Raw genomic sequence first — 13,950 nt, 5'->3', positions numbered from 1 at the left:
CCCCGATGCGCGAGATCACCTACGACTACATCGTCTGCGGCGCCGGCACGGCCGGCTGCCTGCTGGCCAACCGGCTGAGTGCCGACCCGACCAAGAGCGTGCTGCTGATCGAGGCCGGCGGCAACGACGACTACCTGTGGATCCACATCCCGGTCGGCTACCTCTATTGCATCGGCAACCCGCGCACCGACTGGCTGTTCCACACCGACGAAGACCCCGGCCTGAACGGCCGCTCGCTGCGCTACCCGCGCGGCAAGGTGCTGGGTGGCTGCTCCAGCATCAACGGCATGATCTACATGCGCGGCCAGGCGCGCGACTATGACCACTGGGGCGCGCTCGGCAACCCCGGCTGGAGCTGGCAGGAGTGCCTGCCCTTCTTCAAGCAGCACGAAGACTTCCACAAGGGCGCCGATGAATTCCATGCCGCGCCCGGCTTCGACCGGACCGGCCAGCGCGCGGGCGGCGAATGGCGGGTCGAGAAGCAGCGCCTGCGCTGGGAGATCCTCGACGCGTTCGCGCAGGCGGCGCAGCAGGCCGGCATCCCGCACAGCAACGACTTCAACCGCGGCGACAACGAAGGCGTCGGCTACTTCGACGTCAACCAGCGCAGCGGCATCCGCTGGAATGCGGCCAAGGCCTTCCTGCGGCCGGTGCTGCGCCGGCCCAACCTGCAGGTGTGGACCGGCGCGCAGATCGCGCGCGTGCTGGTCGAGCCCGGGCCGAGCGACGGTTCGTGGGATGGCCAACCGCAAGCCAACGGCGTCGAGGTGATCCCGCAGGGCGGTGGCGAGCGCGTGCGCGCCCGCGCGGCGCGCGAGGTCATCCTGTGCGCCGGCGCGGTCGGCACGCCGCAGCTGCTGCAGCTGTCGGGCATCGGCCCGCGCGCGCTGCTGCAGCAGCACGGCGTGATGGTGATGCGCGACGCGCCCGGCGTCGGCGGCAACCTGCAGGACCACCTGCAGGTGCGGGCCGTCTACCAGGTCGATGGCGTGCGCACGCTGAACACGATGGCCAATTCGCTGTGGGGCAAGGCGATGATCGGGGCCGAGTACGTGTTCCGCCGCAGCGGGCCGATGAGCATGGCGCCGTCGCAGCTCGGGGCCTTCACGCGCAGCGATGCCGCGCAGCCATTCGCCAATCTGCAATATCACGTGCAGCCGCTGTCGCTCGATGCCTTCGGCCAGCCGCTGCATCGCTTCAACGCCTTCACCGCGAGCGTGTGCAACCTGAACCCGACCAGCCGCGGGCGCATCGACATCCGAAGCGGCGATGCCGCCGTCGCGCCGAGCATCCGCGCCAACTACCTGAGCACCGACGAAGACCGGCGCGTCGCGGCCGATTCGCTGCGCGTCACGCGCCGCATCGTCGAGCAGGCGGCGCTGGCGCCCTACCGCCCGAAGGAGATCAAGCCGGGCGTGCAGTTCCAGTCCGACGATGAACTCGCGCGGCTGGCCGGCGACATCGGCACGACGATCTTCCACCCGGTGGGCACCGCGAAGATGGGCCCTGCCAGCGATGCCGACGCGGTGGTCGATGCGCAGCTGCGGGTGCACGGAGTCAAGAAGCTGCGCGTGGTCGATGCGAGCGTGATGCCCACCATCACCAGCGGCAACACCAACTCGCCGACGCTGATGATCGCCGAGCGCGCCGCCCAGTGGATCCGCGAGGAAGCGGCCCGCACGTGACGCTCGCCCTCGCCATCAACGCCTGCGTCAACCTGATCGTCGGCTGGGCGCTGCTGCTCGCCTGGCGCAGCGACCGGGCGCAGCTGTTCTCGCGCGACCTCGGCTGGGCGTTCGCGAGCCAGGCGATGATTCCCGCCGCCTACCTGATGCAGGCGCAGAACGACGGTGTCGTCGCGGCGCTCGGCACGGTCGTGATCGTCGGCGTGTCGGCGCTGTACCTGTCGCTGCTGCTGGTCGGCAGCGCCCGCCTGGCCGGCCGCATGCCGAGCCGCGCCGAGGCCTTCGCGCTCGGCGCGGTGCTGCTGCTGGTGGCGGCGCTGCTGGTGCCGCTGAACGTGCAGGCGGCGCAGGCGGTGAGCGCGAGCCTGCACGTCGCCGCCGGCCTGGTGGCCACCATCTGGCTGTGGCGGCATGGCGGCTCGGAGCGCCTGGCCGGGCTGCTGCTGATGCTGCTGGGCATCAACCAGTTCACCTTCGTGTTCTTCGGCCCGGCCGGCATCACGCTGCAGGCGACGGTGGCGGCGATGCTGCGGCTGACGCTCGGCCTCGCGCTGCTGCACGCCGCGGTGCGTCGCTCGAATGAAGAATCGCGCCGGCTGCGCGACCGCTTCCTGCAGCTCACCGAGCATTCGCACCAGGGCGTCGCGGTGGTGCGCGGCGAAGACCTGCTGTACGCCAACCCGGCGCTGCTGAAGATCTACGGCCTGAGCGCGCTGACCGAGGTGCTGACGCTGTGGCGCGAGGCGACGATGCCGCCCGAGGAGCGCGAGCAGGCGCGCGACCGCCACCGCAAGATCATCGCCGGCGAGTTGCGGCAGGCCAGCTGGCAGGGCATGCGCTACCGCTTCGACGGCACGCCGATCCAGCTGCGCTTCAGCGCCTGGCGCATCGACTGGGACGGCCGCCCGGCCGAGCAGGTGGTGGTGACCGACGAGACCGCGCAGCACGACGCGGCACAGGCCATGCTGTACCAGGCGACGCACGACGAGCTGACCGGCCTGCCGAACCGCGTCGCGCTGCTGCAGCGGCTGCGCGACCTGTGCGGCGCGGAGCTGCCGACGCCGTTCGCACTGGTGCTGATGGACGTCGACCGCTTCAAGCTCTTCAACGAGGCGCATGGCCCGTCGATCGGCGATGCGGTGCTGCGCTCGCTGGCGGCCGCGTTGCAGAAGGCGCTGGCGGGGCGCGCCGAGGTGATGCGCCTGGGCGAGGACGAGTTCGCGCTGCTCGCGCCGGGCAGCGAGAGCGACCGCACCGCGCACAGCGTCGCGCAGGCGGTGCGCCAGATGCTGATGCAGCCGCTCGCGTTGCCGCAGCACGAGTTCTTTCTCGACGTGTCGATGGGCATGGCGACCTACCCGGCCACCGCGCGCGAGCCCGAGGCGCTGCTGCGCGCGGCCAATGCGGCGATGCACGAGGCCAAGCGCACGCCGGGCACTTCGGTGCAGTTCGCCGAAGAGCGCTTCGAGCGCGGCTCGGGCGCGTCGCTCGATGCCGAGCAGGCGCTGCGGGCGGGCATGAAGAACGACGAGTTCTGCCTGGTCTACCAGCCGAAGGTGGATGCGCAGAACAAGACGCTGGTCGGCTTCGAGGCGCTGGTGCGCTGGGACCGGCCGGGGCTCGGGCGCATCAGCCCGATGGAGTTCATCCCGGCGGCCGAGCGCACCGGGCTGATCGGGCCGCTCGGCAACCTGATCCTGACGCAGGCCTGCCAGCAGATCTCGGAGTGGCGCGGCGCGTTCGGCAAGACGGTGCCGGTGGCGGTGAATGTGTCGCCGCTGCAGCTGCTCGACCCGGGCTTCCCGGAGCTGGTGCTGCGCACGCTGCGGCACTTCGACGTGCCGCCGGGGCTGCTGACGCTGGAGATCACCGAGAGCGCGGCGGTGACCTACATGGAGCAGGCGCGCGAGCAGATCCGGCAGATGCGGGCGCACGGCATCGAGGTCGCGCTGGACGACTTCGGCACCGGCTTCTCGTCGCTGAACATGCTGCGCAGCCTGCCGCTGCGCACCGTGAAGATCGACCGCAGCCTGATCGACCCGATGCCGGCGCCGGACGCGACCGCGGTGGTCAAGGCGATCTGCGACCTGGCCTCGGCACTGCGCCTGGACGTGGTGGCCGAAGGGGTCGAGACGCGCGAGCACGCGCGGGCGGCGACGGCCGCCGGCTGCGACGTGCTGCAGGGCTACCTGTATGCGCGGCCGCTGTCGCCGGAAGACGCCGCGCGCTGGCTGGGCGAGATGCGCAGCCCGGATGCCAATCCGGGACCCTCTCTCACGCCCCCCTGAGGCCCGGGTCAGAGCTTGTAGTCGAGCGACACCGCGACCGTGCGCGGCGCGCCGTAGATCGCGCCGTAGGCCAGCCCGGTGATGTACTTCTTGTCGAACACGTTGTTGACGTTCAGCCGCACGGTGGCGGCGGGGGTCAGCTCATACGCGGCGAAGGCGTTGGCCACCAGGAAGGCGCCCTGCTTCGCGCTGCCGTTCTTGCTCACGTCCGACTGCCAGCGGCCGCCCGCGCCCACGCGCAAGGCCGGCAGCGCCGGCAAGCGGTGGTCGATGCGGAAGTTGACGGTGTTGCGCGGCACCCATTCGTAGATGGCGTTGCCGTCCGGGCCGGTCAGGATCAGGCGGGTGTAGCCGAAGGTCAGCTTCGTGTCGCGCGCGACGCGGCCGGTGGCTTCGAATTCGTAGCCCTTGGACGTCACGTCCTTGCCCTCGTACCACGACTGGTTGTAGCGCGGGTCGTCGGTGGGCACCTCGGTGATGGTGCCGGCGTAGGTCGCCAGGCCGTTCTGCTTGGCGGTGAACACGGCGAAGGTCGTCAGCAGCGCCTTGTCGAGCCACTCGGCCTTCACGCCGAGCTCGGCGTTGACGCCCTTCATCGGGTCCAGGTATTTGCCGTTGTAGTCGGTCTGGTCCTGGTTCTGGAAGATGTTCGAGTACGACACGTAGCCCAGCAGGTCGGGCATGAAGTCATAGGTGAGACCGACGTAGGGGCTCGTCTCCTTCGTCACCGGATAGTCGGTGTTGGTGGCCGTGGTGCCGTAGATCGACGCGCCTTCGCGCGCGAGGCGCACCGCGTTCACACCCACGACGCCCTTCAGCGAATCGGTCAGCGTGAGGTGCGAGGCCGCGTACACGCGGGTCAGCGTCTGCTCGCCGCGGGTGCTGGGCAGGCGCGGGCCCCACGCCGGTTCGGGGAACGCGTCGTCGCCGTACGGGAAGGCCGGCAGCGACGGCAGGTTGCCCAGGTCGGTCGACGGGGCGAAGGCGTCGACGGAGGTCTTCTCCCGCGACTGGCTCACGCCGACCAGCAGGCTGTGCTTGCGTCCGAAGGCGGAGAACTCGCCGTTCAGGCTGACGTCCAGCACGTGGTTGTCCGCGCTGCCTTCGCTGCGGTAGGGCCAGCCCACCAGGCCGGTGTTGTCCGGGTTCAGCACACCGGTCGGCGAGTACGCGTACAGCAGGCGCGTCGACTCGTTGCCGTGCCGGAAGTTGTAGGTGGCCTTGGCCTCCCAGTCGGGGGTCAGGTGATGCGAGTACTCGGCGAACGCGTTGTAGGACTTGTTGTTCCAGTAGGTCCACTTCTGCGAGGTGGACGAGCCGACGTCGAAGTCGGCCTGCGTGCCGTCGGAGCGCAGCAGCGTCAGCGAGCCCCACATCGGCGAATCCTGCTTGGCGTCGACGGCGGTGACGCCCAGCGTCAGCACGCCGTCGGTGCCGATCTGGCCGTCGACCACGCCGTAGAGGGAGGTGCGCTCGTTGTGCAGGTTGCGGATCCAGGAGTCCTTGTCCTCATGGGCGACGACGAAGCGGCCGGCCCAGGAGCCGTCCTCGGCCAGCACCTTGTTGTAGTCCAGCGCCACGCGCTTGAGGCCGTAGGAGCCGAGCGTCACGTTGGCTGCGCCGCCGTCCTCGTTCTTCGGGCGCTTGCGCACGTAGTTGATCGTGCCCGACGCGTTGCCCACGCCGGTCAGCAGCCCGTTGGCGCCGCGGATCAGCTCGATGCGCTCGAACAGGAAGGTGTCCTCGCGGCCGACGACGGTGCCCCAGGAGTTGGTCATGCCCAGGCCGTCGACCTGCGTCAGCTGGATCTCGAAGCCGCGCGCATTGAAGGTCGCCCGGTTGGTCTCGTACTGCTCGACATTGATGCCGGTGGCCAGGCCCAGTGCCTCATTGCTGCCGGTCAGGCCGAAATCGGCCATCTCGCCCTGGTCGATGGTGCTGATGGTCTGCGGCGTTTCCTTCACGTCCATCGGCAGGCCGGTGGCGCCCTTGGAGACGCGGTGCACGCGCTTGCCGGTCACGGAGACCTTGTCGAGTGCGGCTTCCGGCGGCTTGGTCTCTTGCGGCCTGGCGTCTTGCGCACGGGCATCGCCCAGGGCCAGGCTGGCGGCGATGGCGCAGGCCGTCATCAGGAAGGGGTGGTTCACGGGTACTTCTCCAAATGCGTTGGACGCCGCGTCTTGTCGGGCAGGGCTGCGCCACGCGGGCCGATGCCGGACGCGTGCTGTCGTGGTGGCGGTGGGTTGGGGTTGCCCGCGGCTCGTCCCGCAATGGGGATGGCGGCTTGCCGGCGCTCCTGGCGGGCAAGTCTACAGGCTAATAAGAATTGTTCTCAACAAAGCGCTTTGAAGCGCAGGCCCGTGTGTTGTCGGCGCGACGCTGGCCTGATGCCGATCAATGCGCCGGTGGCCGGACCAGCAGCACCGGCACCGGCGAGCTGCGCAGGATCTGCTCGGCATCGCTGCCCAGCACCCAGCGCCCGATGCCGCGGCGGCCGTGCGTGCCGACCACGACGAGGTCGGCCGGCCATGTGCCGATCTCGTCGACCACCACGTCAGCCAGCCGGCGCTGCATCGTCTCGAACAGCGCGACCTCGGCGGGGACGCCGGCCGCCTCGGCGCGTGCCTTGCCCCGGGCCAGCACCTCGTTGCCGGCGCTCTTCAGCACGCCCGCCACATCGCCCGCGTAGCCGCCGAAGCCGGTCGCGAAGCTCAGTTCGTCGACCATGTGGATCAGGCGCAGCGTGGCACCGGTCAGCTTCGCGAGGCGGATCGCTTCGTCGAGGCCGCGGGTGGAGGTGTCGCTGCCGTCGACCGGGACGAGGATGTGTTGGTACATGGAGGGACCCGCGGGGTTGGGGGCTCGCGTCAGTTCCCCGAATATGCCTGCTTGAGCCCGAGGTGCTCGGCAAAGGGAAGGAAATCCCTGTCCGCGTGGAGCAGCATCAATCCGTCTTCGATGCACCGGGTTGCAATCAGCGTGTCGATGGTCTTCCGGATGGTGATGCCCATGGCGCGCAGAGTCCTGTAGTTCGCGGAAGCCTTCACCGCCAGGCCGTAGCCGACCAGATCGATGTGATCGAAGGTCTCCAGGGTCTGCTTCACCAGCTTGAACTCGCGCTCGCTGCGAACTCCCTGCAGGACTTCCGCCGCGATCAGGTCGCCCACGGCCACGGGGCTGCGCCCGAGGACCGAGTCCAGAAGCGCGACCTGCGGCGTGTCCGCCGCGCGAAAGTAGTCGATCCAGACGCTGGAGTCGACCAGGATCACCGGTCCGTCCTCATGGATTCCAGGTCACCTTCCCAGGTGATCTTTCCCTTGAGTTCGCGGGCTTTCTCCTGCGCACGAAGTCGCACCAGGGTTCGCAGGCCCAACTCCACGGCCTCGCGCTTGGTCTTCGCGCCCGTGGCCTTCAAGGCGTCCTTCATGAGCTTGTCGTCGATCTCGATGTTCGTTCGCATGATGTGTATCCGCCAGGAATTCCTTACACAGCGTAGCACCTCTGCGGGGATTCTTCACCTGAGCTCATGCTTTTGCCGCAAACGCGCCCTCGCCCACTCAAGTGTGATCATCGCGAGGCGAACGACGGGCCGGCAGCGACCGTCGCGGCGGTGATCTCTTTCAGCCGGGTCGCCCCGGTTTGACGCATGATGGTCTCGAACTCGCGCTGCAGGATGCCGAGCACGGCCGCGACGCCCGGTTCGCCGAAGGCCGCGAGCCCCCAGCAGTAGGGGCGCCCGATGCCGACCGCCGTCGCGCCCAGTGCCAATGCCTTGTAGGCGTCGGTCCCGCGGCGGACTCCGCCGTCCACCAGCACCGGGATCTTGCCGGCGACCGCCTTGACGACCTCGGGCAGCGCGCCGATCGTCGACTGGAAGCTCTCTTCCGCGCGTCCGCCATGGTTGGACACGATGATGCCGTCGACGCCGGCCCGCACCGCGCGAGCAGCGTCCTCACCGGTCATGATGCCCTTCAGGACGACCTTCGCCTTGGTCGCGGCACGCAGCTTGGCGACGAAGTCCCAGGTCATGCCTGTCCCGTACAGGTTGGTCACGTGCGACACGTCGATGTCGTTGAACGCGGGCTTGCGCGAGACTTCGTTCTTGAAGCCGCCGGCATGGCAGGCGACGCACTGCCGATCGTCCTGCCTGCGCGCACGGAACAGCGTCTCGGTGTTGCGCCCGCCCTGCCGGTCCACCGTCAGCACGATGGCAGTGACCCCGGCCTCTTCGGCACGCCTGACGAGCGCCCGCGTCACGTCCCAGTCGTCGGTGGGATAGAGCTGGAACCAGATCGGTGCGCCGTGCGCCTTGGCCACGTCGGCGGCCGACGAATTGCTGGAGGTCGACAGAACCATCAGCTGCTTCCTCGCGCCCGCCGCGCGTGCGACCGGGATCTCTGCTTCGGGGTGGAATGCACCCTGGCTGCTCACCGGCGACAGAAAGATCGGGCTGGCGTACTCGGCACCGAACAGGCGGATCCGCGTGTCGATCTTGCGCGCGTCGACCAGCCGCCGCACCTTGATGCGGAGCTTGTCGTAGTCGTCATGATTCGCGCGCAGCGTGGCGTCGTCGTCGACGCCGGTGGCCATGTAACCCCAGTGTGCAGGAGCGCCCTGGGCCTGCAGCGCCTTTCGCGCCGCCGGCTCGAAGTCCATCACGTTGAGCGCGTCTTCGGGCGCTTCGATGATGTCGCCGACCTTGCGTGTCTGGGCGCGCAGCACGTCGTAGCTCTGCGCCGACGCCGCATCGGACAGTGTCGCCGCCAGGGCGGCGATCACGCCCGGGGCTGCGGAGCCGGCCAGCAAGGGACTGCCCGCCAGGAATTGCAGCAGGCGGCGGCGGGCCCGCACGCGATCGGCGAGAGCAACATGGGTGCGTGAGTTGTTCAAGGGCGCTTCCTCATTCATGGGGCCAGGGATGGTCGGGGACCACGAGAACGTGAGTATCCGAATTTTCTGAAGCCAATGTTCGAAGGGCTTGAACGGCTCTCCGGTCCGCTTCATCGCAAACCGCAGATCGAGTCGCGTTTTCCTTCGTTCGCCGCGCGATGTCCGCGCTCGACACTGCGGCCCACGATGTCCCAGGTTCTCCCGTTGTCCCGCCATGCCGACGTGCATGAGCGAATCGCTGCCGCCACCGCCACCCTCGTCCGGCAGCTCGCCGCCACCGCGGTCGAACGCGACCAGGCCGGCGGCCACGCCGCGGCCGAGCGCGAACACATCCGCGCGAGCGGCCTGCTGACGCTGACGATCCCGCGAGAGCTCGGCGGCCTCGGCGCCGACTGGCCCACCTTCTTCGGCGTGCTGCGCCAGCTCGCGCAGGCCGACAGCGCGCTCGCCCACCTGTTCGGCTTCCACCACCTGCAGCTCGCCGGCGTGCTGCTGTACGGCAGCGCCGACCAGCAGCGCTCGCTGCTGCGCCGCACCGTCGACGAGCAGCTCTTCTGGGGCAATGCGCTGAATCCGCTCGACAAGCGCACGCTCGCCCGCGAGGTCGACGGCGGCTTCGTGATCGACGGCATCAAGAGCTTCGCGTCGGGCTCGGTCGGCTCCGACCAGCTGACGGTCTCCGCCTGGCACGAGCCGACGCAGACGGCGCTGATCGCCGCGGTGCCGACACGACGCGAAGGCGTCAGCGTGCAGGCCGACTGGGACGCCTTCGGCCAGCGCCAGACCGACAGCGGCAACGTCGCGTTCCGCCAGGTGCCGGTCTCGCACGACGAGGTGCTGCAGGCGCCCGGCGTCGTGCCCACCGCGCGCGCCACGCTGCGCTCGCAGGTGGCGCAGCTGATCATGGCGAACCTGTACCTCGGCATCGGCCTCGGCGCGTTCGACGAGGCCCGCCGCTACACCCGCGAATCGAGCAAGCCGTGGTTCGCCGCCGGTGTCGCGCAGGCCATTGACGATCCGTTCATCCAGCACCGCTACGGCGAGCTGTGGCTGCTGCTGCGCCCTGCGATCGCGCTGGCCGATGTGGCAGCGGTGAGGCTCGACCAGGCGCTGCGCCAGGGCCCGGCGCTGACGGCCGCCGAGCGCGGCGAGGTCGCGATCGCGGTGGCCGAGGCCAAGGCCTTGTCGCACCGCGCCGGCCTCGAGGTCAGCTCGCAACTCTTCGAGCTGACCGGCGCGCGCTCCACCTCGCAGTGTTACGGGCTCGACCGCTTCTGGCGCAACGCCCGCGTGCACACGCTGCACGACCCGATCGACTACAAGCTGCGCGACATCGGCCGCTACGTGCTGAACGGGCAGATCCCCGAGCCGACGGCCTACTCATGAGCAACATCCAGAACCTCGACCCCGGCCTGCCGCCGCCTCTCATCCGGCTCGACGGCCTGAGCAAGTCGTTCGCCCTGCCCAACGGCACCCGCTTCGACGCCGTCAAGAACGTCTCGCTGCAGGTCCGCCAGGGCGACATCTTCGGGCTGGTCGGCAAGAGCGGCGCCGGCAAGTCGACGCTGCTGCGGCTGATCAACCTGCTGGAGCGACCCGACCACGGCAGCGTCACGGTCGACGGCCGCGAGCTGACGGCCCTCGGCAAGCGCGTGCTGCGCGACGCGCGCCAGGGCATCGGCATGATCTTCCAGCAGTTCAACCTGCTGCAGAACGCGAGCGTGTTCGACAACGTCGCGTTCCCGCTGCGCATCCACGGCCGCTGGCGCGCGGCCGAGATCGAGCAGCGCGTGCACGAGTGCCTCGCGCTGGTGGGCCTGGACGAGAAGGTCGACGTGCACTCGGCGCAGCTGTCGGGCGGCCAGAAGCAGCGCGTCGCGATCGCCCGCGCGCTGGCCTCGCGGCCGTCGGTGCTGCTGTGCGACGAGCCTACGTCTGCCCTCGACGCCGAGACCACGCAGTCGCTGCTGGCCACGCTGCGCGACATCAATGCCCGCCTCGGCGTCACCATCGTGATCGTCACGCACGAGCTGGCGGTGGTGCACACGCTGTGCCGCCATGTCGCGGTGATCGAGGACGGCGCGGTGGCCGAGCAGTTCGCGCTCGCCGAAGCTGGCGCCGCGCGCAAGACCGCGCTGGGTCGCGCGCTGGCGCGCCTGGTGGCCGCGCCGCCGCAGGAGGCCGCGTATGCCTGAGAACATCGTCGCCATCCTCCCCGAGCTGGGCACCGCGCTCGGCCAGACGCTGCTGATGCTCGCCATCGGCCTGTCGGCCGCGGTGCTGCTGGGCGGGCCGCTCGGCATCTGGCTGTTCCTGCTCGGCCCCGGCCAGTCGCTTGCGAATCGCCCGCTGTTCGCCGTCGTCAGCTGGGCGGTCAACACCGTGCGCTCGTTCCCGTTCATCATCCTGCTGGTTGCGCTGGTGCCGTTCACCCGCGTGATCGCCGGCAGCTCGATCGGGCCGGTGGCCGCCGCGGTGCCGCTGTCGTTCGCGGCGATCCCGTACTTCGCGCGCATGGTCGAGCAGAACCTGCGCGACGTGCCGCGCGGCGTCATCGAGGCCGCGCATGCGATGGGCGCCTCCGAGCTGCAGATCATCTGGCGCGTGCTGATCGTCGAGGCGCGTTCCGGCCTGGTGCTCGCGCTCACGGTGCTCGCGATCAGCTTCCTGTCGTATTCGGCGGTGGCCGGCGTGGTCGGCGGCGGCGGCATCGGCGACCTCGCGATCCGCTACGGCTACTACCGCTTCCAGACCGACGTGATGGTGCTCACCGTCGCGATCCTGATCGTGCTGGTGCAGGCGATCCAGCTGGTGGGCAACACCGTCGCGCGCCGGCTGGACAAGCGCTGATCCGATTCCCGATTTCTTCATCTCTCCCTGGAGTTGTACCCATGTTGTTCGCACGCCGCTCGCTGCTGGCCCTCGCACTCACTGCCGTCGCACTCGGCGCGACCGCCCAGCAGAAGAAGGAGATCGTGTTCGGCGCCACCGCCGGCCCGTACGCCGACCAGATCAAGCTCGGCATCAAGCCGCTGCTCGAGAAGAAGGGCTACACGGTGAAGATCGTCGAGTTCAACGACTACATCCAGCCGAACCACGCGCTGGCCCAGGGCGCGCTCGACGCGAACGCGTTCCAGCACATCGTCTACCTGACGAAGTTCGCGACCGAGAACAAGCTCGCGATCAGCGAGCTGCTGAAGGTGCCGACCGCGCCGATCGCGATCTACAGCCGGAAGCACAAGACGCTGGACGTGAAGGAAGGCGCCGTCGTCGCGCTGCCGAACGACCCGACGAATGCGGCGCGCGCGCTGGTCGTTCTGCAGGAGATCGGCTGGGTCAGGCTGCGCGAAGGCACCGACCCGATCCGCGCGTCGGAGAAGGACGTGGCCGTCAACCTCAAGAAGATCAAGCTGGTGCCGATCGAGGCCGCGCAGCTGCCGCGCTCGCTGGACGACACTGACTACTCGTTCGTCAACGGCAACTTCGCGCTGGCCTCGGGCCTGAAGCTGACCGAGGCGCTCGCGCTCGAGAAGACCGGCCCGACCTACCAGAACGTCGTCGCGGTGCGCACCGCGGACAAGGACGCGCCGTGGGTCAAGGACATCGCCGAGGCCTACCGCTCGAAGGAGTTCCTCGCCATCACCGAAACGAAGTTCGCCGGTTTCGTGAAGACCGACTACCAGCAGGCCCTCGCAAGCAAGTGATCCGCTTCAACGCCTTCCAGATGAACACGGTCGGGCACCAGTCGCCCGGGCTGTGGACGCACCCGCGCGATCGCTCGCACCGCTACACCGATCCGGACCATTGGGTCGAGCTCGCGCAGCTGCTGGAGCGCGGCCGCTTCGACGGCGTGTTCCTGGCCGACGTGCTGGGCGTCTACGACGTGTACCAGGGCGCGGCCGATGCCGCGCTGCGCCATGGCGTGCAGGTGCCGCTGAACGACCCGCTCGCGCTGGTGCCGCTGATGGCGCAGGCGACGCAGCACCTGGGCTTCGGCGTGACCTGCGCGCTGACCTACGAGCACCCCTACCCGTTCGCGCGCCGCATCAGCACGCTCGACCACCTGACGCGCGGGCGCATCGGCTGGAACATCGTCACCGGCTACCTCGACAGCGCCGCGCGCAACCTGGGCCTGCCGCAGCAGCCGGCGCACGACGACCGCTACGACATGGCCGACGAGTACCTGGAGGTCGTCTACAAGCTGTGGGAACACAGCTGGCAGGACGACGCGGTGGTGCGCGACAAGGCGCGCGGCGTCTTCACCGACCCGGCGCGCGTGCGCCCGATCCGCCACCGCGGCGAGCACTACCAGGTGCCGGGCATCCACCTGTGCGAGCCGTCGCCGCAACGCACGCCGGTGCTGTACCAGGCCGGCAGCTCGCCGCGCGGCAAGGCCTTCGCGGCGCGCCATGCGGAGTGCGTGTTCGTCAGCGGGCCGAGCGTCGCGGTGGTGCGCAAGTATGTCGACGGGATCCGCGCTGCGCTGGTGGCGCAAGGCCGCCCGGCGAACGACGTGCTGATCTACGCGCAGGCGTTGATCGTCACCGGCGAGAACGAAGCCGTCGCGAAGGCCAGGCATGCGGAGTACCGCGAGCACATCGACCTCGACGCCTCGCTCGCGCTGCTGTCGGGCTGGACCGGCGTCGACTTCAGCCGCTTCGCGCCCGACGCGACGGTCGAGTACATCGACACCGAGGCCGGCCGCAGCGCGCTCGCGTCGTTCAACCAGGCCGACCCGACGCGCGTCTGGACGGTGCAGGAAGCGGCGCAGTTCATCGGCCTCGGCGGCCGCGGGCCGGTGATCGTCGGCGATGCGGTGCAGGTGGCCGACGAGCTGGAGCGCTGGGTCGAGGCGACCGGCGTCGACGGCTTCAACCTCGCGTATGCGGTGGCGCATGAATCGATGCGCGATGTCGTCGAGCACGTGGTGCCCGAGTTGCAGAAGCGCGGCCGCTACCGCCGCGAGTACGCCGGCGGCACGCTGCGCGAGCAGCTGTTCGGCCGCGGCCCGCGGCTCGGTGCCGACCACATCGCGAAGCGGCTGCGGCTGGATGCCGTGCACGCCGCCGCCTGATCCCTTCATTCCC

12 protein-coding genes are annotated in these 13,950 nt (G+C 69.5%); 7 read left to right on the top strand and 5 right to left on the bottom strand.

What is annotated here, in order from left to right:
- Window positions 1-5 precede the first annotated feature (5 nt).
- Together AC1D1T_RS02195 and AC1D1T_RS02190 are read left to right on the top strand one after the other, a co-directional pair.
- A complete protein-coding gene (locus AC1D1T_RS02195) occupies window positions 6-1,685 on the top strand; it encodes a GMC family oxidoreductase (protein WP_477824623.1) in 1,680 nt (559 codons plus the stop codon).
- Complete coding sequence (locus AC1D1T_RS02190) at window positions 1,682-3,973, top strand: putative bifunctional diguanylate cyclase/phosphodiesterase (protein WP_477824622.1); 2,292 nt, start codon at window positions 1,682-1,684, stop codon at window positions 3,971-3,973. The genes AC1D1T_RS02195 and AC1D1T_RS02190 overlap by 4 nt, the downstream gene beginning before the upstream one ends.
- 8 nt (window positions 3,974-3,981) lie before the next feature.
- On the opposite strand, the gene AC1D1T_RS02185 is transcribed toward AC1D1T_RS02190, so the two are convergent.
- The 5 genes from AC1D1T_RS02185 to AC1D1T_RS02165 form a co-directional block, all read right to left on the bottom strand.
- The gene (locus AC1D1T_RS02185) at window positions 3,982-6,120 is read right to left on the bottom strand and encodes a TonB-dependent siderophore receptor (RefSeq protein ID WP_477824621.1); all 2,139 of its coding nucleotides are present in this window, start codon (window positions 6,118-6,120) and stop codon (window positions 3,982-3,984) included.
- Window positions 6,121-6,367: 247 nt separating this feature from the next.
- On the bottom strand, window positions 6,368-6,811 hold the full coding sequence (locus tag AC1D1T_RS02180; RefSeq protein WP_477838344.1) for a universal stress protein: 444 nt from the start codon (window positions 6,809-6,811) through the stop codon (window positions 6,368-6,370).
- Window positions 6,812-6,840: 29 nt separating this feature from the next.
- Window positions 6,841-7,242, bottom strand: coding sequence for a type II toxin-antitoxin system VapC family toxin (gene vapC / locus AC1D1T_RS02175; RefSeq protein ID WP_477824619.1), 402 nt, complete (start codon window positions 7,240-7,242; stop codon window positions 6,841-6,843).
- Window positions 7,239-7,433: a type II toxin-antitoxin system VapB family antitoxin gene (locus tag AC1D1T_RS02170; protein WP_477824618.1), complete on the bottom strand. Its 195-nt coding sequence runs from the start codon at window positions 7,431-7,433 to the stop codon at window positions 7,239-7,241. Before AC1D1T_RS02170 ends, vapC begins: the two co-directional genes overlap by 4 nt.
- A 107-nt stretch (window positions 7,434-7,540) precedes the next feature.
- Complete coding sequence (locus AC1D1T_RS02165) at window positions 7,541-8,977, bottom strand: alpha-hydroxy acid oxidase (RefSeq protein ID WP_197066847.1); 1,437 nt, start codon at window positions 8,975-8,977, stop codon at window positions 7,541-7,543.
- Window positions 8,978-9,049: 72 nt separating this feature from the next.
- Between AC1D1T_RS02165 and AC1D1T_RS02160 the strand changes: the two genes are divergently transcribed.
- Genes AC1D1T_RS02160 through AC1D1T_RS02140 form a run of 5 tightly spaced genes read left to right on the top strand, consistent with a single transcriptional unit; the run spans window position 9,050 to window position 13,937 of the window.
- Window positions 9,050-10,249, top strand: a complete 1,200-nt coding sequence (locus tag AC1D1T_RS02160; protein ID WP_477824617.1) for an acyl-CoA dehydrogenase family protein — start codon at window positions 9,050-9,052, stop codon at window positions 10,247-10,249.
- Complete coding sequence (locus AC1D1T_RS02155) at window positions 10,246-11,058, top strand: methionine ABC transporter ATP-binding protein (protein ID WP_477824616.1); 813 nt, start codon at window positions 10,246-10,248, stop codon at window positions 11,056-11,058. The genes AC1D1T_RS02160 and AC1D1T_RS02155 overlap by 4 nt, the downstream gene beginning before the upstream one ends.
- The gene (locus AC1D1T_RS02150; RefSeq protein WP_477824615.1) at window positions 11,051-11,713 is read left to right on the top strand and encodes a methionine ABC transporter permease; all 663 of its coding nucleotides are present in this window, start codon (window positions 11,051-11,053) and stop codon (window positions 11,711-11,713) included. The genes AC1D1T_RS02155 and AC1D1T_RS02150 overlap by 8 nt, the downstream gene beginning before the upstream one ends.
- 41 nt (window positions 11,714-11,754) lie before the next feature.
- Window positions 11,755-12,567 carry a MetQ/NlpA family ABC transporter substrate-binding protein gene (locus tag AC1D1T_RS02145; RefSeq protein WP_047503849.1) on the top strand — a complete coding sequence of 271 codons (813 nt, stop codon included), beginning with the start codon at window positions 11,755-11,757 and terminating at the stop codon, window positions 12,565-12,567.
- Window positions 12,564-13,937 (top strand): LLM class flavin-dependent oxidoreductase, encoded by a 1,374-nt coding sequence (locus AC1D1T_RS02140; protein WP_477824614.1) that lies wholly within the window; start codon window positions 12,564-12,566, stop codon window positions 13,935-13,937. Before AC1D1T_RS02145 ends, AC1D1T_RS02140 begins: the two co-directional genes overlap by 4 nt.
- Window positions 13,938-13,950: the final 13 nt, after the last annotated feature.

This window comes from Rhizobacter sp. P2_H3 (assembly GCF_056403355.1).
Note: the sequence above shows the minus strand (reverse complement) of the source record. Positions and strands in the feature narration are given on the sequence as shown.